The 19,960-nt window shown below is 71.0% G+C and carries 18 protein-coding genes; 3 read left to right on the top strand and 15 right to left on the bottom strand.

Going from position 1 to position 19,960, the window contains the following annotated elements:
* Nucleotides 1–3 precede the first annotated feature (3 nt).
* The gene (locus P2P98_RS13340) at nucleotides 4–666 is read left to right on the top strand and encodes an NAD(P)H-dependent oxidoreductase (RefSeq protein WP_275800477.1); all 663 of its coding nucleotides are present in this window, start codon (nucleotides 4–6) and stop codon (nucleotides 664–666) included.
* Between the two features lie 20 nt (nucleotides 667–686).
* Here P2P98_RS13340 and P2P98_RS13335 read toward each other — a convergent pair whose 3' ends face one another.
* The 15 genes from P2P98_RS13335 to P2P98_RS13265 form a co-directional block, all read right to left on the bottom strand.
* Complete coding sequence (locus P2P98_RS13335) at nucleotides 687–2,717, bottom strand: ABC transporter ATP-binding protein (protein ID WP_275800475.1); 2,031 nt, start codon at nucleotides 2,715–2,717, stop codon at nucleotides 687–689.
* On the bottom strand, nucleotides 2,714–4,441 hold the full coding sequence (locus tag P2P98_RS13330) for an ABC transporter ATP-binding protein (protein ID WP_275800474.1): 1,728 nt from the start codon (nucleotides 4,439–4,441) through the stop codon (nucleotides 2,714–2,716). The genes P2P98_RS13335 and P2P98_RS13330 overlap by 4 nt, the downstream gene beginning before the upstream one ends.
* A 286-nt stretch (nucleotides 4,442–4,727) precedes the next feature.
* On the bottom strand, nucleotides 4,728–5,906 hold the full coding sequence (gene hutI / locus P2P98_RS13325) for an imidazolonepropionase (protein WP_275800471.1): 1,179 nt from the start codon (nucleotides 5,904–5,906) through the stop codon (nucleotides 4,728–4,730).
* Entirely contained in the window at nucleotides 5,900–7,216 is a 1,317-nt protein-coding gene (locus P2P98_RS13320) for a formimidoylglutamate deiminase (protein ID WP_275800469.1), read from the bottom strand. Before P2P98_RS13320 ends, hutI begins: the two co-directional genes overlap by 7 nt.
* The gene (locus P2P98_RS13315) at nucleotides 7,213–8,415 is read right to left on the bottom strand and encodes an allantoate amidohydrolase (protein WP_275800466.1); all 1,203 of its coding nucleotides are present in this window, start codon (nucleotides 8,413–8,415) and stop codon (nucleotides 7,213–7,215) included. The genes P2P98_RS13320 and P2P98_RS13315 overlap by 4 nt, the downstream gene beginning before the upstream one ends.
* A 3-nt stretch (nucleotides 8,416–8,418) precedes the next feature.
* Nucleotides 8,419–9,186, bottom strand: a complete 768-nt coding sequence (locus P2P98_RS13310; protein ID WP_275800465.1) for an enoyl-CoA hydratase-related protein — start codon at nucleotides 9,184–9,186, stop codon at nucleotides 8,419–8,421.
* Nucleotides 9,183–10,064 (bottom strand): 3-hydroxyacyl-CoA dehydrogenase NAD-binding domain-containing protein, encoded by an 882-nt coding sequence (locus P2P98_RS13305; protein ID WP_275800462.1) that lies wholly within the window; start codon nucleotides 10,062–10,064, stop codon nucleotides 9,183–9,185. The genes P2P98_RS13310 and P2P98_RS13305 overlap by 4 nt, the downstream gene beginning before the upstream one ends.
* On the bottom strand, nucleotides 10,061–11,281 hold the full coding sequence (locus P2P98_RS13300; protein WP_275800460.1) for a CoA transferase: 1,221 nt from the start codon (nucleotides 11,279–11,281) through the stop codon (nucleotides 10,061–10,063). The genes P2P98_RS13305 and P2P98_RS13300 overlap by 4 nt, the downstream gene beginning before the upstream one ends.
* The gene (locus P2P98_RS13295) at nucleotides 11,271–12,848 is read right to left on the bottom strand and encodes an aromatic amino acid ammonia-lyase (protein WP_275800458.1); all 1,578 of its coding nucleotides are present in this window, start codon (nucleotides 12,846–12,848) and stop codon (nucleotides 11,271–11,273) included. Before P2P98_RS13295 ends, P2P98_RS13300 begins: the two co-directional genes overlap by 11 nt.
* Before the next feature lies 1 nt (nucleotide 12,849).
* Nucleotides 12,850–14,520 (bottom strand): urocanate hydratase, encoded by a 1,671-nt coding sequence (gene hutU / locus P2P98_RS13290; protein ID WP_307384342.1) that lies wholly within the window; start codon nucleotides 14,518–14,520, stop codon nucleotides 12,850–12,852.
* Between the two features lie 35 nt (nucleotides 14,521–14,555).
* A complete protein-coding gene (locus tag P2P98_RS13285) occupies nucleotides 14,556–15,470 on the bottom strand; it encodes an ABC transporter substrate-binding protein (RefSeq protein WP_275800456.1) in 915 nt (304 codons plus the stop codon).
* Between the two features lie 79 nt (nucleotides 15,471–15,549).
* Nucleotides 15,550–16,266: an ABC transporter permease subunit gene (locus P2P98_RS13280; protein WP_345799723.1), complete on the bottom strand. Its 717-nt coding sequence runs from the start codon at nucleotides 16,264–16,266 to the stop codon at nucleotides 15,550–15,552.
* A complete protein-coding gene (locus tag P2P98_RS13275; RefSeq protein WP_275800454.1) occupies nucleotides 16,263–16,913 on the bottom strand; it encodes an ABC transporter permease subunit in 651 nt (216 codons plus the stop codon). The genes P2P98_RS13280 and P2P98_RS13275 overlap by 4 nt, the downstream gene beginning before the upstream one ends.
* Nucleotides 16,910–18,007: an ABC transporter ATP-binding protein gene (locus P2P98_RS13270; RefSeq protein WP_275800453.1), complete on the bottom strand. Its 1,098-nt coding sequence runs from the start codon at nucleotides 18,005–18,007 to the stop codon at nucleotides 16,910–16,912. Before P2P98_RS13270 ends, P2P98_RS13275 begins: the two co-directional genes overlap by 4 nt.
* Nucleotides 18,004–18,678 (bottom strand): helix-turn-helix domain-containing protein, encoded by a 675-nt coding sequence (locus P2P98_RS13265; protein WP_275800450.1) that lies wholly within the window; start codon nucleotides 18,676–18,678, stop codon nucleotides 18,004–18,006. The genes P2P98_RS13270 and P2P98_RS13265 overlap by 4 nt, the downstream gene beginning before the upstream one ends.
* Before the next feature lie 124 nt (nucleotides 18,679–18,802).
* On the opposite strand from P2P98_RS13265, the gene P2P98_RS13260 reads away from it, so the two are divergent.
* Nucleotides 18,803–19,285 carry a HutD family protein gene (locus tag P2P98_RS13260; RefSeq protein ID WP_275800447.1) on the top strand — a complete coding sequence of 161 codons (483 nt, stop codon included), beginning with the start codon at nucleotides 18,803–18,805 and terminating at the stop codon, nucleotides 19,283–19,285.
* 32 nt (nucleotides 19,286–19,317) lie between these two features.
* A complete protein-coding gene (locus P2P98_RS13255; RefSeq protein ID WP_275800445.1) occupies nucleotides 19,318–19,911 on the top strand; it encodes a hypothetical protein in 594 nt (197 codons plus the stop codon).
* The last annotated feature ends 49 nt before the right edge of the window (nucleotides 19,912–19,960 follow it).

Below are 19,960 nucleotides of genomic sequence, written 5' to 3'. Positions count from 1 at the left end.
TCCTTGTCTTTGCTGCGTATCGACGCATCCATCCGCCACGACGGCTCGGCCAGCCGGGCTCTCGCGGACACAGCCCAGGACCACTGGCTGAGGACCACCACCGACACGCGTGTCGTGCGACGCGAGGTGGGCGTCACGCCTCTCCCCAGTGATGCGTGGGCGCGAGCCCTCTCCGCGAGCGCCGCGACAGACCAGGACCGCACGGCCGAAGAGCGAGAGGCGCTGGACCTCACGGCGCTGCTCGTGGATGAACTCGCTGCGGCTGATGCCTACCTGTTCGCCGTCCCTCTCTACAACGTCGGGGTCTCTCAACACTTCAAGACGTACGTGGACCTCGTCGTCGCCGACTTCCGCATGGGTCCAGGATCGCGTCCGGTCACGGCAGGCAAGCCCGGAGTGCTCGTCACGGTCCAAGGAGGGAACTACTCGCCGGGAACGCCCAAGGAAGGATGGGATCACGCGACGGCGTGGATGCGTCGCATCTTGGAGGACGTCTGGGAGATCGACCTGGACATCGTCACGCGCGAGTTCACTCTTGTCGGAGTGAACCCGGCGCTGGACGCGTTCACCGAGATGGCTGAGCGCATCGAGACCGCGGCGCACGCAGATGCCCGGCACGCCGGCCGCCGGCTCGCGAAACGACAAGTCGAGTCCGCGAGCCGGTGACGCCGGCGCCCGAGGACCGCTCAGGAGTCCGCGCCGCGTGCGACCTCCACTCGGGCGGCGTCGGCGCCCGACGCGGCGTTCTGGAACTGCGACTGGTACAGGCGCCAGTACGCGCCGTGCTGGGCGATGAGCTCGTCGTGGCTTCCCTGCTCGACGATGTCGCCGTGCTCCATCACGAGGATGAGGTCGGCGTCACGGATCGTCGAGAGGCGGTGGGCGATGACGAACGACGTGCGCCCCTCGCGGAGCGCCGCCATCGCCTGCTGCAGCAGAAGCTCGGTGCGGGTGTCGACCGATGACGTCGCCTCGTCGAGGATCAGCACCGAGGGACGCGCGACGAACGCCCGCGCGATCGTGATGAGCTGCTTCTCGCCGGCCGAGACGTTCGCCGCATCTTCGTCGAGGACCGTGTCGTATCCCTCGGGGAGGGAGTGCACGAACTGGTCGACACGGGTCGCGACGGCAGCCTCGACGATCTCTTCGTCGGTCGCGCTCTCGCGGCCGTACCGGATGTTGTCGCGGATCGTGCCGGCGAACAGCCACGGGTCTTGGAGTACCATCCCCGTGCGCGAACGGACGTCGTCGCGGCGGAGGTCCGCGATGTTCTGCCCGTCGAGCAGGATGCGCCCGGCGTCGAGCTCGTAGAAGCGCATGATGAGGTTGACCAGCGTGGTCTTACCGGCGCCGGTGGGCCCGACGATCGCGATCGTCTGCCCGGGCTCGACGCGGAAGGACAGGTCGCTGATGAGCGGCCGCTCCGGCGTGTAGGCGAAGGCGACGTTCTCGAACTCGATGACGCCGCGCCCGTCGACCGGTTCGGGGGCGTCGAGGGCGTCGGGCTCCTGCTCGTCGGCGTCGAGCAGCGCGAACACGCGTTCGGCGGAGGCGGTGCCCGACTGCACCACGGCGGCCATGCCACCCAGCTGCGACAGCGGCTGGGTGAACTGCTGCGAGTACTGGATGAAGGCCTGCACGTCGCCGAGGCGGATCTGACCGGCGGCCACCATCAACCCGCCCAGCACCGCGATGCCGACGTAGGTGAGGTTTCCGACGAACATCATGCCCGGCATGATCATGCCGGAGAGGAACTGCGCCTTGAAGCTCGCCTGGTAGAGCTCTTCGTTCTCGACCTCGAACTTCTCGCGCGCGTCTTTCTCGCGGCCGTAGACCTTGACCAGCGCGTGGCCCGAGAACGACTCCTCGACACGGGCGTTGAGGCGCCCGACCTTCTTCCACTGCGTGCCGAACGCCTTCTGCGACTTCGGGCCGATCACGCCGAAGATGATCGCCATGAGCGGCAGCGAGACGAGGGCGACGAGGGCGAGCTGCCACGAGATCGTGAACATCATGATGAGCACGCCCACGACCGTCAGCACCGACGTCAGCGCGCTCGAGAGCGACTGCTGCATCGTCTGCGTGATGTTGTCGATGTCGTTGGTCACGCGGGAGATGAGTTCTCCGCGTTGCACCTTGTCGAAGTACGACAGGGGCAGGCGGTTGATCTTGGCCTCGACGTCTTCGCGCAGGCGCCACATCGTGCGCACCATGATCACGTTGATGACGTAGCCCTGGATCCACGACAGCAGCGACGACCCGACGTAGATCGCCAGCACCGCGACGATCACCAGGCGCAGGGCGTCGAAGTCGACGCCCTCGCCCACCTGGAACGGGTTCATCGCTCCGATGACGTTGGCGTAGTCGTTCTGCCCCGAGGCCCGGAGCGCCTCGACGACATCCGCCTGCGAGGTTCCGGCGGGGAACTGCGCCGCCAGCCCCCGAGAGGCGACGCCCTCGAAGATGATGTTCGTCGCGTCGCCCAGAACGCGCGGCGCGAGGACGGCGAGGACCACACCGAGGGCTCCGAGCACCGATACGAACGTGAACGCGACGGCGTGCGGACGCAAGAGCCCGATCAAGCGGCGGAAACTCGGTCCGAAGTTCGCGGCCTTGCCGGGGGCGACGCTGTCCCAGTCGCCGGAGTTCAGCCGCGCCTGTTCGGCGAGCTCGAGCTCGGCGCGTTCTTCTTCGGTGAGCGCGTCGGGGGTGCTCATGCTTCCACCCCCAGCTGCGACTCGACGATCTCGCGGTACGTGGCGCTCGTCGCGAGCAGCTCCTCGTGCGTGCCGAGGCCGACCATTCGACCGTCTTCGAGCACCACGATGCGATCCGCGCCGGTGATCGTGGACACGCGCTGGGCGACCACGATCTTGGTCACCTCGGGCAACTCGTCCCACAGGGCCTGTCTCAGCCGCGCATCGGTGCTGAGGTCGAGCGCCGAGAAGGAGTCGTCGAAGACGAGCACCGACGGGCGGTGGACGATCGCTCGGGCGATGGCGAGACGCTGACGCTGCCCGCCGGAGACATTCGTGCCGCCCTGGGCGATACGCGCCTCGAGTCCGCCGTCCATCGCCTCGACGAAGTCGCGCCCCTGGGCGATCTCGAGCGCGCGCCAGAGCTCTTCGTCGGTGGCCTCTTCGCGCCCGAAGCGGAGGTTGGACGCGACTGTGCCGCTGAAGAGGAACGGACGCTGCGGAACGAGGCCGATGCCCTTCCACAGCCCGTCGAGGTCGGCCTCGCGCACATCGACCCCGCCGACGCGCACCGCGCCGCCCGTTACGTCGAACAGACGCGGGATCAACGACACGAGCGTGGTCTTGCCCGCACCGGTCGACCCGACGATCGCGACGGTCTCACCCGGCCGGGCGGCGAAGCTCACGCCCGTCACGACCGGCGACTCGGCCCCCGGGTAAGCGAAGGCGACGTCGTCGAACTCGACCGCCCCCGGCTCGGGGAAGGCGGTGACCGCGTGGGCCGGGCGTTCGAGGGTGGAGTGGCTGTCGAGCACCTCGGCGATGCGCTCCGCCGAGACGGCGGCGCGGGGGATCATCACCGTCATGAAGCTGGCCATGAGAACGCCCATGAGGATCTGGGCGACGTACTGCATGAAGGCGAACAGCGTGCCGATCTCGACCGCGCCGCTGTCGACCTGGATGCCGCCGAACCAGATGACCCCGACGAGGGTGATGTTGAGCACGAGCATCGCGAGGGGGAACAGCAGCACGAAGAGGGATCCGACCTTGCGGCCGACGATCATGATGTCGGTGTTGGCCCTGCGGAAGCGCTCTTCTTCGATGCCTTCGCGCACGAACGCGCGCACGACGCGCACGCCCGTCAACTGCTCGCGCATGATGCGGTTCACGGCGTCGAGCTTGGACTGGTAGCTGCGGAACAGCGGGACCATGCGGGCGATGATGAGCCCGGCGGCGATGAGCAGAACCGGCACCGAGACGCCGAGCAACCAACTCAGTCCCACGTCTTGCTGCAGCGCCATGAAGATGCCGCCGAGCGCGAGCAGGGGTGCGCTGACGAGCATGGTCGCCCCCATCATCGCGAGCATCTGCACCTGCTGCACGTCGTTGGTGTTGCGCGTGATCAGGGAGCCGGCACCGAACTGCGACAGCTCGCGCTCGCTGAACCCGCTGACCTTCTCGAACACGTCGCGGCGGATGTCGCGACCGGCCGCCATCGCGGCGCGGGCGGCGAAGTACGTCGCGATGATCGACGCCGTGATCTGCCCGAGGGAGATGACGAGCATGATCATTCCGCGCGACCAGATGAAGTTCGTGTCGCCGCGGGCCACACCCTGGTCGATGATGTCGGCATTCAGACGCGGCAGGTACAGGGATGCCATGGCCGCGGCGAACTGGAAGACCAGGAGCGCGAGCAGCAACCAGCGGTACGGCCTGAGGTAACGGATGAGGAGCTTGGCGAGCACGGAGCCCTCCGGAATTCACTGGATCACGGTCGCCATGACCGCTTCCTCAGCCTGGCACGGACCTCCGACATCGGCACTCCCCACCCGAGAAGTCGTCCGACCCAAGGGGGCATGTCCCCTTTTGTGCAGCCGGAGGGGGTGAAATCTGCACATTTCGGGACACGGATGCCGGCGCGCGGCATCGCGGCACCGGAGGGCGAACGTCAGCGAGGCGCTGCGGCACAGGCACACCGCCGTGAGCCCGACGCCACGACACCGCCGCACACGACCGCAGCGCGCGACGACGTCAGCGCGCGACGAGCGGCGCCGCCACCCGGCGCCCGTCCTTCCACACGCCCGCGGTCAGCGGCATCCCGGGGCGGTAGGCGAGATGCGTCGCGGACGGCGCGTCGAGCAGGTGAAGGTCGGCGCGATTCCCCACGGCGATCGATCCCACGGCACCGTCACCGGAGGCGCGACCGAGCGCGATCGCCCCTCCGCGGGTGGCTGCGCGCACCGCCTCGGCGACGCTCAGCCCCATCTGCAGCACCGCCGTCGCGACGCAGAACGGCATCGAGCTCGTGTACGAGGTGCCGGGGTTGCAGTTCGAGGCGATCGCGACTTCCACCCCCGCGTCGAGCAGCCGCCGCGCCGGTGCGAGGGGAGCGCGGGTCGACAGGTCGCAGGCCGGGAGCACCGTCGCGACGGTCGATCCTCCCGCGAGCGCCTCGAGGTCGGCATCCGAGACGAAGTTGCAGTGGTCGACACTCGCCGCCCCCAGCTCGACCGCGAGCAGGATCCCCTCGCCGTGGCCGAGCTGATTGCCGTGCACGCGCAGCCCGAGCCCCGCCGCGCGCGCGGCGGTCAGCACCTCGCGCGACTGCTCGGGGGTGAACGCCCCGCGCTCGCAGAACACGTCGGCCCACGACACGTACGGGCGCACCGCCTCGAGCATCGGTCCGCACACCTCACGCACGTACTCGTCGGCATCGCGGCCCGCCGGGACGAGGTGCGCGCCGAGGAAGGTCACGTCGTCGACTCCCGCCGCGGCGATCCGCGCGCTGCGCTCCTCGCTCGAGACGTCGAGCCCGTAGCCGGTCTTCGTTTCGATCCACGTCGTCCCCTGCGCGCGCGCCGCGCGGACACGCGCCGCGAGGAGCCCGGCGAGACGGTCGTCCGACGCCTCGCGGGTGGCATCCCGCGTCACGGCGATCCCTCCCGCGGCGTAGCTCTGCCCCGCCATGCGGGCCTCGAACTCGGCGGTGCGGTCGCCGTCGAAGACGAGGTGGGTGTGCGAGTCGACCCAGCCGGGCAGGAGCGCTCGGCCGTCGGCATCCACCCTCTCGTCTGCCGCGGGGGCGTCGGAGGCGGAGCCGATCCACGCGATCCGGTCGCCGTCGATGACCACGGCGGCGTCACGGAGCACGCGGTCCTCGTCGTCGACGGTCATCAGCTCGCCAATGCCGGTGATGAGGGTGCTCACCATGTCATCGCCTTTCGCAGCAGGTCGCCGACCGGGCCGAGGTCGGTGTGCACGCCGTCGGCGGCACGCTCGCGTCCCCCGATGATCACACGCGTCACGTCGCTCGCGGTCGCGCTCAGCACGAGCTGCCCGGGGTCGCTCCCGGCGGTGCGGGCGCTGTTCTCGTCGATCACGAGGAGATCGCACGACTGTCCGACCGCGATCGCGCCCAGGGTACGACCGACCGCGGTCGCGCCCCCGCGGGTGAGCGCGGCGACGAGCTCGGCGGGAGCGAACCGTCCGCGTCTCCCGGAGGCGAGCCGCTCTCCGTGCTCGAGCGCGCGGGCCTCGAGCAGCGGGTCGACCACGGCGTGCTGATCGGTGCCGAGCGCGAGGCGCGCTCCCGCGTCGGTGAGGCGGCGGGCGGGTCCGACACCGTCGCCGAGGTCGGCCTCGGTGGTGGGGCACATCACGATCGTCGCGCGAGCCGAACCCAGGGCCGCGATGTCGTCGTCGGTGAGGTGCGTGGCGTGCACGGCCGAGAGTCGCGGCGAGAGCAGGCCGTTGCGGGCCAGGAGGGCGGTGGGGGTGAGACCGGTCGCCTCGAGGCACGCCTCGTTCTCCGCCGGCTGCTCCGACAGGTGCACGTGGAGCGGGATCGCCGGATCGAGCTCCGCTCCGATGCGCTCGAGAGCGTCGACCGGAACCGCGCGCACGGAGTGCACGGCCGCGCCCACGACGACCTCGGGGAACTCGTCGGCGAACGACGCGCGCAGCGCCGACAGGCGTGCGAGCCAGGCGGCGGCATCCGGATCCCCGAAGCGCCGCTGTGCGGGTTCGAGAGGTTCCCCGAAGCCGCGGGAGAGGTAACACGTGTCCAGAAGCGTGAGACGGATGCCACTGGCCCGGGCCGCGCGCGCAAGCGCGCGCTCCATCGCGTGAGCAGGCGCGTACGGCGAGGCGTCGGGCGCGTGGTGGACGTAGTGGAACTCGGCGACCGAGGTCCAGCCAGCGGCGACCATCTCGGCGTAGACCGCGGTCGCGACGCGTTCGTACGACGCCGGGTCGAGGCGACCCGCCTCGCGGTACATCAGCTCGCGCCACGTCCAGAAGCTGCCACCGTCGCCGTGCGTGCGCCCGCGGAGGAGGCGGTGGAAGGCGTGCGAGTGCGCGTTGACGGCCCCCGGCAGCACGAGCCCGTCGAGGCGGTGGTCATCGGCATCCGGGATCGCTCCGGTGTCGACGGAGGTGATGAGACCCTCGGATGCCGAGATGCGCACGCCCGGCGCCACGGCGTCGCCGATCCACGCCCGCGGCGCCCAGAACGACGTCACGAGAGCAGGTCCTGCAGGACATCGGCCAGAGCTGCGGCCGACGCGTCGGCGTCCGCGTCGACGACGTGCTCCTCGGGCGAGTGCGAGATGCCCGAGGGGTTGCGCACGAACAGCATCCCGGTCGGAACGGCGCTCGCGAGGATGCCGGCGTCGTGCCCTGCTCCCGTGCGCAGATGCGGGGCATCGCCGAGCGCCGCGCCGAGTCGGCGCGCGAGCGAGGGGTCGAAGCCGACCGTGGGGCTCCAGGACTCCTCGACGAGCACGGCCTCGCACCCGCGCGCGGCGGCGAGCTCGACGCACATGCGATCGATGTCGGCCACGAGACGGCGGGTGACGGCGTCGTCGGGATGCCGGGCGTCGATCCAGAAGTCGACCGACGACGCGATGACGTTCGTGCCGCCGGGGACCGGCTCGAACCGGCCGACGGTGGCGCGCGCGTCATCGACGGCTCCGGCCATCTCGGCGATGCGCCCGACCATGCCGGCGGCGGCGACGAGGGGGTCGCGACGGTCGGCCATGAGGGTCGTTCCGGCGTGGTTTCCCTCGCCGCGCACCGAGACCTTGAAGCGGCCGTGCCCGAGGATCGACTCCGCGACCGCGAAGGGTCGGTCGAGGTCGATGAGGCCGCGGCCCTGCTCGACGTGCAGCTCGACGAAGACGCCGATGCGTGCGAGCGTCTCGGGGTCGGGGCCGATCCCCGCCGGGTCGACGCCACCCGCCGCGAAGACGTCGGCGAGCGTGTCGCCGTCCCGGTCGGTGAGGCGGCGCGCGGCATCCGGAGACAACGCCCCGGTCAGCAGGCGCGAACCGAGGCACGCGACGCCGAACCGCGAGCCCTCCTCTTCGGGGAAGACCGCGATCGCGAGCGGCTTCGCCGGCGTCACCCCGCGCGAGCGCAGCACGTCGACCGCGGCGAGCGCCGCCGCGATCCCGAGCGGGCCGTCGAACGCCCCACCGCCGGGCACCGAGTCGAGGTGGCTTCCGGTCACGACGGCGCCGGGGCCCGGCATCCCCCACCAGGCCCACAGGATGCCGTTGCGGTCGACCTCGACGTCGAGCCCTCGCCCCTCGGCCTCGGCGACGAACCACGCACGCAGGTCGCGCTCGGCGGTCGAGAAGACCGGGCGGGCGTATCCGCCGCTGCGCGGCTCACGACCGATGCCCGAGATGGCGTCGAGGAGGGAGGTGACGGGCGTCATGGATCAGCGTCCTTCGAAAGTGGGGGTCTCGCGGGCGCCGAAGGCGCGCATGCCCTCGGCGCGGTCGGCGCTCGCGGCGATGAGGGCCGACAGGGCGCGCTCGTGCGCGACCGCCGCGCCGAGAGGCATCTCGAAGCCGGCGAGCACAGCGCTCTTGATCATCGCCGCAGCCACCGGCGCACCCTGAGCGATCTCGTCGGCGGCGGCGCGCGCGGCATCCTCGACCTCCGCCGAGGCGACGACACGACTCGCGATGCCGAGCCGCGCGGCCTCGGCGCCGTCGATGCGACGAGCCGTGAGCAGCAGGTCGAGGGCGACCGTCTTTCCGACGGCGCGCAGCAGCCGCTGGGTGCCGCCCGCCCCGGGGAGGATGCCGAGGCGCACCTCGGGGAAGCCGAGCACGGCGTCGGCGGCGATCACCACGACGTCGCACGCGAGGGCCAGTTCGAGGCCACCGCCGAGGGCGTACCCCCGAACCGCCGCGACGAGCGGGGTGCGGATCGCGGCGACCGCGTCCCAGTGCTCGCTGAAGCCGCTGCGATACAGCTCGACGGCGCCGGCCGAGCCGAGGTCGCCGAGGTCGGCACCGGCGGCGAAGGCCCGCTCGTCGCCCGCGATCACGATCGCGCGGACGGTGGGATCGTCGTCGAGGCGACGGAGGGCGTCGACGAGGGCGCCGAGGGTCTCGGCATCCAGCGCATTGCGCTTCTCGGCGCGGTCGAGGGTGACGGTCGCGACGGCGCCGTCGACGTGCTGCCGCACTCCACTCATCGACGTTCCTCCGTGATCAGACGCACGAGGGCGTCACGGTTCGCGCGGGCGCGGTCGGCCTCGGCGGGAGACCAGGGGTAGAAGCCGCGACCGCTCTTCGCGCCGAGGTGACCCTCGGCCACCAGGTCGGCGACGGTCCGGGGCACGGTGCCCGTGGCATCCAGATCGGACATCAGGATGCCGGAGACCTTCTCGACCACGTCGAGTCCGGCGAGGTCCATGAGGCCGAGCGGGCCGAGCGAGGACCAGCGCGGGGCCAGGGTTGTGGAGACGGCGCGGTCGACGTCGGCGACGGTGGCGATACCGCCCTCGACGAGCGCGATGGCCTCGCGCAGCAGCGCGTACTGCAGGCGGTTGACGACGAAGCCCGGCACGTCACGGTCGACGACGATGCTCTCGCGTCCGATCGCGGCGCAGAGATCCTGCGCGGCCTGCACGGTGGCGTCGGAGGTGCGCTCGCCCCGCACGATCTCGATGAGGGGCATGACGGTGGGCGGGTTGAACCAGTGCAGACCGACGAGGCGCGCCGGATCGGCGAGCGCCTCGGCGATCTCGGTGATGCGCACGCTGGAGGTGTTCGTGGTCAGCACGGCATCGGTCGCGACCAGGGATTCGATACGCGCGAAGATCTCGCGCTTGAGGGCCAGGTCTTCGGCCACGCTCTCCACGACGAGCACCGCGCCGCGAACCGCCTCGTCGAGGTCGGTGGTGGTCGTGACGCGGGCGTCACCGTCGTGCGCGGCGATGAGTTCCCGCGCCGCCTCCAGGGTCGAGGTCGTGCGCGAGTACAGGCGGACCTCGCGACCGTGCGCGGCGAGCACGGCCGCGATGCCGGCACCCATGGTGCCGGCGCCGAGAACGGCGACCGGGCCGCTCACGCCACGACCCCCGCGGCGCGCAGACGCGCGATCTCATCCGCCTCGAGCCCGAGGTCGTCGGCGAGCACGTCGTCGGTGTGCTGGCCGAGGACCGGTGCGGGCGCCTGGGCGGCGGCATCCGTCCCGCTGAAGCGCACCGGCTGCGGAACGAGAGGCACCGTCCCGGCGACGGGGTGCTCGACCTCGCGCACCAAGCCCCGCTCCCGAGCATGGTCGCTCTCGGCGAGCTGGGCGACGTCCCAGATGGGGGCGGCGGGAACGCCCGCCGTCTCGAGCTCCGTGACGGCCTCGTCCACCGTGCGCGCGCTCGTCCACGCCTCGATCTCGGCGCGCAGCGCGTCCTGGTGCGCGAGACGGGCGGGATCGGTGGCGTAGCGCGCGTCGTCGAGCAGTTCGGCGCGGCCGAGGGCGTTCGCGAGCCGCACGAACAGCGCATCGTTCGCGACGGCGATGACGAGATGCCCGTCGCTGCACGCGTAGGCGTCCATCGGGGCGCTGATCGGGTGGGCGTTCCCCAGCCGCGAGGGAGCGGGCGCCCCGGCGAGCACCTGCGAGAGCGCCACCATCTGCAGCGAGAACATCGCGTCGAGCATCGCCACGTCGACGTGCTGGCCCTGACCGGTCTGCGCCCGCTGCAGGAGCGCCGCGAGCGCACCGAACGCGCCGTACATCCCCGCGACGACATCGCCCACGGCGTCGCCCACGCGCGTCGGCGGCCCATCTGCCCAGCCGGTGGCCGACATGATGCCGCCCATCGCCTGCACGATGTGGTCGTAAGCGGGGCGGTGCGAGAGCGGACCCGTCTGCCCGAATCCCGAGATGCTGACGTAAACGAGTCCCGGGTTCAGCGCGCGCACGCTCTCGAAGTCGATGCCGAGACGCGCGGTCACCCCGGGCCGGAAGTTCTCCACGAGCACGTCGGCATCCGCGATCAGGCGGTGAAGCAGCGCGCGCCCCTCGTCGGACTTCAGGTCGAGGGCCATCGACCGCTTTCCGCGGTTGACCAGCATGAAGTAGCTGCTCTCACCCTCGATGTGCGGGGTGAAGTGGCGGGAGTCGTCACCGCGACCGGGCACCTCGATCTTCGTGACGATCGCTCCGAGGTCGGCGAGCATCGAGGCGCACAAGGGCCCCGCGAGCACCCGTGAGAGATCGAGGACGCGGATGCCGTCGAGGGGGCGGACGGCGCCCGACGGGGGCGGAGTGTCAGTCGACACGGGGGTCTCCTTCTGGGGCGGTGGCGGCTTCTGGGGCGGTGGCGGTGGCGGCGGCGGTGATCTCGGCGACGATCCGGCCGAGCGTGCCGTCGGTGACGAGGGTCGTCACCGCGTCGACGTCGGGGGCCATCACTCGGTCGGTGTCGCGCGGGGCGACGTGCGCGCGGATCGCGGCGTGCGCGCGGGCGGTCCCCACGCCCGGCGCGAGCGGCGCGTGGAGGTCCAGCGCTTCGGCGGCGCAGAGCAGCTCGATCGCGACGATGCGCTCGGCGTTCGCCACGGCCTGGCGCGCCTTGATCGCCGCGGTCGTGCCCATGCTGACGTGGTCTTCCTGCCCGGCGCACGTCGGCACGGTGTGCACCGAGGCGGGGGCGGCGAGCGCGCGGTTCTCCCCGGCGAGGGCGGCCGAGACGTAGGGCGGGATCATGAAGCCCGACATGCCGAGGGAACCGGATGCCAAGAACGCGGGCAATCCGCTGAGCGCGGCGTGCGTGAGGCGATCGGCGCGGGCCTGCGACATCGTGCTGACCTCGGCGACAGCGATCGCGAGGGTGTCGAGGGCGAGGGCGACGGGCGCGCCGTGGCCGTTCCCTCCCGGGAGGGCGAGCAGCTCGTCGCCGTCGACGACGAACACCGGGTTGTCGGTGACGGAATCGATCTCGGTCTGCACCGCGGACTCGACGTAGGCGAGCGCGTCTCGCACCGACCCGTGCACCTGCGGGATGCACCTGAGGCTCAGGGCGTCCTGCAGCCGGTGGTCGCGGTGGGCGTCGAGGATCTCGCTGTCGGCGAGCAGGGCGTTTAGGCGCCGCGCCGTCTCGATCTGCCCGGGGTGCGGGCGCAGGGATTGAAGGCGCGGGTCGTAGCCGCGGGTGTTGCCGCGCAGCGCCTCGAGCGACATGGCGCCCGCGAGGTCGGCCACGTCGACGAGCGCGCGGGCCCCGGCCACGGCGAGCGCGCCGATCCCGGTGATCTCGTAGGTGCCGCTGATGATCGCGTGCCCCTCGCGCGCCGCGGGGACGAGCGGGGCGATGCCGGCCCGCTCCAACGCCGTCGCCGCGGGCAGCCGCTCCCCCGCGAACCACGCCTCACCCTCGCCGAACGCGACGAGACCGATGTGCGCGGTGGCGGTGAGGTAGCCGACCGAGCCCTGCGAGGGGGCCACGGGGGTGACACCGCGGTTGAGCATCTCGACCAGGGTCGTCACAAGAACAGGGCGGATGCCGCTGTGCCCGCGCGACAGCGCTCGCACGATCGCCGCGACGATGGCGCGCGTCGCCGGCTCGTCGTGTGGGACACCCACACCGCTGGCGTGGCTGCGCAGCATGCCGAGTTGCACGTCGGCGACGTCGGGCTGGACGCCGGCAACCTTGTAGAGGTCGCCGACGCCCGTCGTGAGTCCGTAGATCTGCTGTCCCGAGGCAGCCAGACCGGCCAGGAGGAGGTTCGTCCGCTCGACGGCGGCGAGCGCCTCGGGAGCGACGCGCAGCGGTGCCCCGTGGGCGACGGCGACGAGCTCGTCGATCGTGGTCGAGCCGAGCCCGAAGACCACCTCCTCCTGGCTCATCTCAGGCCTCGACCTTCTCGGCATCCAGCATCGGGACGCGCACCCCGCGCTCGCGGGCGACCTCGACGGCCCGGTCGTAGCCGGCATCGACGTGACGGATGACGCCCATGCCGGGGTCGTTCGTCAGCAGGCGCTGGAGCTTCTCGGCGGCGAGCGGCGTGCCGTCGGCAACCGAGACCTGTCCCGCGTGGATGGAGCGGCCGATGCCCACCCCGCCGCCGTGGTGCAGCGACACCCAGGTGGCGCCGGAGGCGGTGTTGATGAGCGCGTTGAGAATGGGCCAGTCGGCGATGGCATCCGAACCGTCCGCCATCGCCTCGGTCTCGCGATAGGGCGAGGCCACCGAGCCGGAGTCGAGGTGGTCGCGCCCGATCACGATCGGAGCCGAGATCTTCCCCTCGGCGACGAGCTCGTTGAAGCGGACCGCGGCCTTCGCCCGGTCGCCGTAGCCCAGCCAGCAGATGCGGGCGGGAAGGCCTTCGAACTCGACGTGTTCCTGCGCTGCGGTGATCCAGCGCTTCAGGCCCTCGTTCTCGGGGAAGAGCTCGAGGATCGCTTGGTCGGTGACGGCGATGTCGGCGGGGTCGCCCGACAGTGCCACCCAGCGGAAGGGGCCGAGGCCCTCGCAGAACAGCGGCCGGATGTACGCCGGCACGAAGCCGGGGAAGGCGAACGCGTCGGCGTAGCCGCCCTGGCGGGCCTCGTCGCGAATCGAGTTGCCGTAGTCGAACACCTCGGCGCCGCGCTTCTGGAACTCCACCATCGCCTCGACGTGGCGGGCCATGGACTCACGCGAACGGACGGTGAAGCCCTCGGGGTCGCGGGCCGACTCGGTGCGCCAATCCTCGAACGCGATGCCCGCGGGAAGGTAGGCGAGCGGGTCGTGGGCCGAGGTCTGGTCGGTGACGATGTCGACCGGCACCTCGCGGCGCAGCAGCTCGGGCAACACCTCGGCGCTGTTGCCGACGAGACCGACCGACAGGGCCCGTCCCTCGGCCTTCGCCGCGAGCACCCGCTCGAGGGCGTCGTCGAGGTCGGTGGTGACCTCGTCGAGGTAGCGCTTGCCCTGGCGACGGCGAAGGCGCGTCTCATCGACATCGACGATGAGCACGACGCCGCCGTTGAGCGTCACCGACAGCGGCTGCGCGCCGCCCATGCCGCCGCAGCCGCCCGTGACGGTGAGGGTGCCGGCAAGCGTGCCGCCGAAGCGCTTGCGCGCCACGGCGCCGAACGTCTCGTACGTGCCCTGAAGGATCCCCTGCGTGCCGATGTAGATCCACGACCCGGCCGTCATCTGGCCGTACATCATGAGCCCTTCGGCCTCGAGCCGGCGGAACTCGGGCCAGGTGGCCCAGTCGCCGACGAGGTTGGAGTTGGCCAGAAGCACGCGCGGTGCCCACACGTTGGTGCGGAACACCCCCACGGGCTTGCCCGACTGCACCAGCAGCGTCTCGTCGTCGTCGAGGTCGGCGAGGGTCGCCACGATCGCGTCGTAGCTCGCCCAGTTGCGGGCGGCCTTCCCCGTGCCTCCGTAGACGATGAGGTCTTCGGGCCGTTCCGCGACCTCGGGGTCGAGGTTGTTCATGAGCATCCGCAGCGGGGCCTCGGTCTGCCAGCTCTTGGCTGTTAGGGTCGTCCCTCGCGGCGCGCGCACCGCGCGGCTTCCGGTCATCTCTTGTCTCTCTTTCTGGTGGAGCGTTCGCGCGATCAGCCCAGGTCGTGGGCGGAGATCCACTCGGCCGCGACGTCGTCGAGGCTCTGTTGGTCGTCGAGCTTGGCGTTCATGTCGATGAGGTCCTGCGTGGTCAGCGCCGCCGAGACCTTGTCGAGCACCTCGGTCACCTTGTCGGTCTTCTTGTCGGCCGCCATGATCGGCACGATGTTCTGCGCGGGGAAGAGGTTCAGGTTGTCTTCCAGAGCGACGAAGTCCTTCATGGCGGGAGAGGTCGAGTACATGTCGGCCGCCTGGATCTGGCCGTTCGTGAGGGCTGCGATGGTCAGCGGGCCGCCCACATCGAGTGCCTTGAACTCCTTGAACGTCAGGCCGTAGACCTCCTGTAGGCCCTGGACACCCTCGTGGCGCGTCGGCCACTCGGGCGGACCGCCGAGCACCATGTCGGCCGCGTGGGGCTTGAGGTCTTCGATCGTCTTCAGGTTGTACTGCTGCGCGGTCTCTTTGGTGACGGCCAGCACGTCGGAGTCCTGTGCATCAGAGGGCGTGAGCATCGTGATGCCCTCCGGCAGCGCCTTCTCGAGGGCGGCCGCGACGTCGGCCGAGCTCGAGACGCCCGCGTCGCCCTTCGTGAGGTAGCTGAGGGTCGCACCCGTGTACTCGGGGAGCATGTTGATCGAGCCGTCGAGGAGGGCCGGCATGTACACCTCGCGGCTGCCGATGTTCAGGCGCGTGGTCGCCTCGACGCCGGCCCCGGTGAGCGCCTGGGCGTAGATGGTCGCGAGCAGCTGGCTCTCGGGGAAGTCGGCCGAGCCGATGACGATGCTGTCGGCCGGAGCGGACTGGTCATCGCCCGCAGCGAGCGGGTTGCCGCCCGAGGAGCAGGCGGAGAGGGCGAGGGCGGCGACGGTCGCGAGGGCGGCCGCCGCGGCGATGCGGGTACGGATCATCAGGGTTCCTTTCGTCGTGCAGAGCACGGAGCGAGAAAAGCGGTGGTGCGGGTCGGGTGGTGCTTTCGGATGGAACGGGTCAGGAGGCGGCGACGGCGGAGCGCCGAACGCGCAGAGGGATGCGAGAGGTCCGGCGGTCGAGGCCCGGGGAGACGAAGACGCGCGCGGCGAGGGCGAGCAGCAGGTCGACGACGAGCGCGAGGATCGCCACCAGCAGCGCGCCGACGAGCATCTTGTCGTAGTCGTTCTGCGCGCGGCCGTCGATGATGAGGCGACCGAGGCCCCCGAGCGAGACGTAGGCGGCGATGGTCGCGGTCGAGATGACCTGGAGCGTCGCTCCACGGAAGCCCGAGATGATCAGCGGCAGTGCGCACGGCACCTGCACCGAGAACAGCACTCGGAGGGGCCGGTACCCCATCCCCATGGCGGCGTCGACGGCGGCGGCATCCACGGCTCGGATGCCGGCGTACGTGTTCGTCATGATGGGCGGGATCGCCAGCAGCACGAGCACGATGATGCTGGGGATGACGAACGCGAGATCCGACGCGATGAGCGGTGCCACGATCATGACGAGCAGAACGATCAGTCCCAGCGTCGGCAGGGCGCGCAGGGCGTTCGCGAAGCCGGCGATGACGACGACGCCGCGTCCGGTGTGCCCGACGTAGAGGCCCGCGGGAACCCCGATCGCTCCCGCGATGACGAGGGCGACGGCGGTGTAGATGAGGTGCTGTCCGACGAGGACCGGGATGCCACCGGACCCGGTCCAGTTGTTCGGGTCGAGCAGGTAGTCGATCACGCGTGTGCTCCTCTCGGGGTCCACGGGGTCATCACGCGCGCCAGGAGCAGCACGAGTCCGTCGAGCACGAGGGCCAGCACGAGACAGAGCACGATGCCGACGATGATCGGGGTGAGGAACCGCAGCTGCGCGCCCTGCGTGAACAGCAGTCCGAGCTGGGGGGTGCCGATCAGAGCCGCGATCGAGACGACGCTGACGTTGGAGACCACCGCGACGCGCAGCCCCGCCGCGATGACCGGCACGGCCACCGGAAGCTCCACCGACAGCAGCCGGTGAAGGGGCCGGTAGCCCATGGCATCCGCTGCCTGCAGGGTCTCGGGGGCGACCGAGTCGAGCCCGTCCGAGACCGTGCGGACCAGCAGCGCCAGCGTGTACACGGTCAGCGCGACGATGACGTTGAGCGGGTCGAGGATGCGGGTCCCGAGCACCGAGGGCAGCAGCACGAAGAGAGCGAGAGAGGGGATCGTGTAGAGCAGTCCGGTGATGCTCAACAGGCCCGTCTTGAACACGCCGCTGCGCTGGGCCGCCCAACCGAGCGGGAGCGCGAGAACGAGGCCGACGATCACCGGGACGACCGACAGTGCGATGTGGGACGCGAGCAGTCCGAGGATGTTGTCGCTCTCGCGGAACACCCAGTCGAGGTTCATGCCGCCGCCCCGGCGTCGAGCTCGGGGATCATCGCGACCACGGCTGCGGCCGTCACCGATCCCGCGACCGCTCCGGCGTCGTCCACGATCACGCCGCGACGACTCGGGGCGCTGAGGGCTGCGTCGAGCACCTGCCGCAGGGTTCCCTCGCGCGGGGCGACGGTGCCGGCGAGATTCAGGTCGGACACGGCGATCGGGCCGTTCAGACGACGCGGCTCGACCCAACCGAGCGGGCGCCGCTCGCCGTCGACCACCAGGAGCCAGTCGTCGTCGGTCGCGCCCCGCGCCTCGGCCACAGGGGTGCCCACGACGACGGTCGGCTCGAGCGTCAGCGGCAGGTCGGCGACCGAGCGGAAGCCGAGGGAGCGGTAGCCGCGGTCGCGCCCGACGAAGTCCGCGACGAAGGCGTCGGCCGGGCTGGTCAGCAGTTCTTCGGGGGTGGCGAGCTGGGCGAGGCGTCCGCCCGTGCGCATCACCGCGACGTAGTCGCCGAGCTTGAGCGCCTCGTCGATGTCGTGCGTGACCATGACGATGGTCTTTCCCTCTTCGCGCTGGATGCGCAGGAACTCGTCCTGCAACTGCGCGCGGACGACGGGGTCGACGGCGCTGAACGGTTCGTCCATCAGCATGAAGGCGGGGTCGGCCGCGAGGGCACGGGCGACGCCGACGCGCTGCTGCTGCCCGCCGGACAGCTGCCAGGGATACCGCGAGGCGAACGAGGCCGGGAGTCCGACGCGTTCCATCAGCTCGATCGCGCGGCTTCGCGCCTGCTTCGCGGGCACGCCCGCCAGCCGCGGGGTCGTGGCGATGTTGTCGGCGATCGTGCGGTGCGGGAACAGCCCCGCGTGCTGGATGACGTAGCCGATCCGGCGGCGGAGGGCGGCGACGTCCATGCCCGCTGTCGACTCCCCGTCGAGCAGGATGTCGCCGGAGGTCGGCCGGATGAGCCGGTTGACCATCCGCAACGAGGTCGTCTTGCCGCATCCCGACGGGCCGACGAGGATCGTGAGCTTTCCGGACGGCGCCACGAGCTGCAGGTCGTCGACCGCGACCGTGTCGCCGTAGCGCTTGGTGACGTTCTGGAAGGTGATCATCGAGCGCGCTCCTCGGCCGCAGCGGGAAGTTCGGGGTGCGCCAGGATCGACAGACTCTCGGCGACGAGCAGGCGTCCGATCGCCGCGTTCTTGACGTCGGTCGTGCGGTAGCTCGGGACGACGACGGAGAGGGATGCCACAACGCGCCCGCCCACGACGATCGGGGCGGCGATCGCGGTGACGTCGTCCTCGACGCCCTGCATGACGACGACGTAGCCGGCCTCACCGGTCTGCCCCTCGAGCACCGCACCGGCCGCGGACCCGTGCAGCGGGATCGTCCGGCCCACCCAGCTCGCGTGGCGGATGGAGTGCGTTCCCTCGACGATCGCGATGTAGAGGGCCGTGTCACCCGCCCCGCGGACGGCGAGGTAGCAGGATTCACCCGTCTCGGCGACGACGCGGGCGAGGGCGGGTTCGGCGAGCGAGACCAGCGAGTCGTTCGACAGGGCGAGGGCACCGAGCTGCACGATGCGCGCTCCGGCGGCGTAGCGGCCGTCGGCGACACGGCGGACGAACTCCTGGGCCTCGAGCGTGCGCAGCAGTCGGAGAGCGGTGCTCGCGGACAGCTCGGCGGCGCGGGCCGCGTCGGCCAGGGTGATCGGTCCGGAATCGCAGACGGTCCCCAGCAGCGACAGCGCCCGGTCGACGGTGCGGGTGGGTGTTTCGGCCATGGGTCCTCCCTTCGTTGCGAGTGACGTTATGCGGCCGCTGTTACGCGGCCCCGCTGTTCATGTTTCCAGCGAGTAAAACGCGATTGCCACAGAATGGCAATAGTTCGGGGACTACCGTGCCGGTATGGCCACCGTGATCCGCCGCTTCGCCGAGACACCCGCGACACCATGGCGCAATGGGCGGGGGCAGACGTGGCCGCTCTTCACCGAGACCTCCTGGCGACTGAGCGTCGCGCGACTCGACGGCCCTGCCGCCTTCTCGTCCTTCCCCGGCCTGCACCGCACGTTCGTGCCGTGGGGCGGCGGCGTCCGCCTCGAGGTCGACGGCGAAGAGCTCGACGTCCGCCACGGCGAGATCGCGCGGTTCGACGGGGACGCGACGACACGCCTGCTGGCGCTCGACCGCCCGTGTCATGCCGTCAACCTCATGGCATCCGAGAGTCGGCCCACTCTCACTGTCGTCGCCGTCGGCGCACGGCTATCGGATGCCGCGATCGCGGTCCTCTGCGCACCCACCGTCGACGCGGCGCGTTTCGACGTCGTGCGGCTCGAGACCGGCGACCCGCTGCCGGCCGATTCCGTCGTGGTGAGCCTGGACGGGGACTGACCCCACGCGGTTGCTCCTTCTAGGCTGGACCCATGTCCCGACTGCAGGCCGACGCCCCCGCCGACCGCTGGGTGCCCGTGACGGGCTCTCTCGGATTCCGTGGCCGCCGCCACCGCAAAGCCGCGATCGGCATGCTGTTGAACCAGGCGAACACGGCCGCGGGCTCGACTCCTCGCCCCGGCGGCGGAGCTTTCGCATGGATCCTCAGCCAGGCCGCTCCCCTGCTCATGCGCCGAGCGGCCGGGCGGGTGCTCGTGTGGGTGTGGAAGAGCGACCCCGAGCTGCTCGTCGTCATGGCGCAGCTGCAGGAGGCGACGCCGCAACTGCGCACCGCGCGGGCGATGATGCCGATGGAGTACGACGACACCGAGTCGTTCCGCAGCACCTACCTCGGCGTCGGCGAGAAGCTCGCGATGCCGCTGCCGACCGACCCGAAGACACCGCCGTTCGCGACGTACACGTGGGACACGGGCTCGCACTTCGTGACGGTCACCGCAGTCTGCTCCGACCGCGAGCGCTTCGGCACGGTCATCGGCGACGTCGATGCCATCGCCCGGACGGTGCGCATCGTCGACGACCTGAAGCTCGGCGAATCCCCCGCCGTCCTGCGCCTCGATCCCGCCTGACCCGGCAGGGGTGGCTGAGCCCGTCGAAGCCACGGGCTACCGCGGCAGC

Source organism: Microbacterium sp. Kw_RZR3 (assembly GCF_029222405.1).
Classification (GTDB): Bacteria; Actinomycetota; Actinomycetes; order Actinomycetales; family Microbacteriaceae; genus Microbacterium.
The sequence above is the reverse complement of the archived record's forward strand: the minus strand, read 5'-3'. Positions and strand labels throughout refer to the sequence as shown.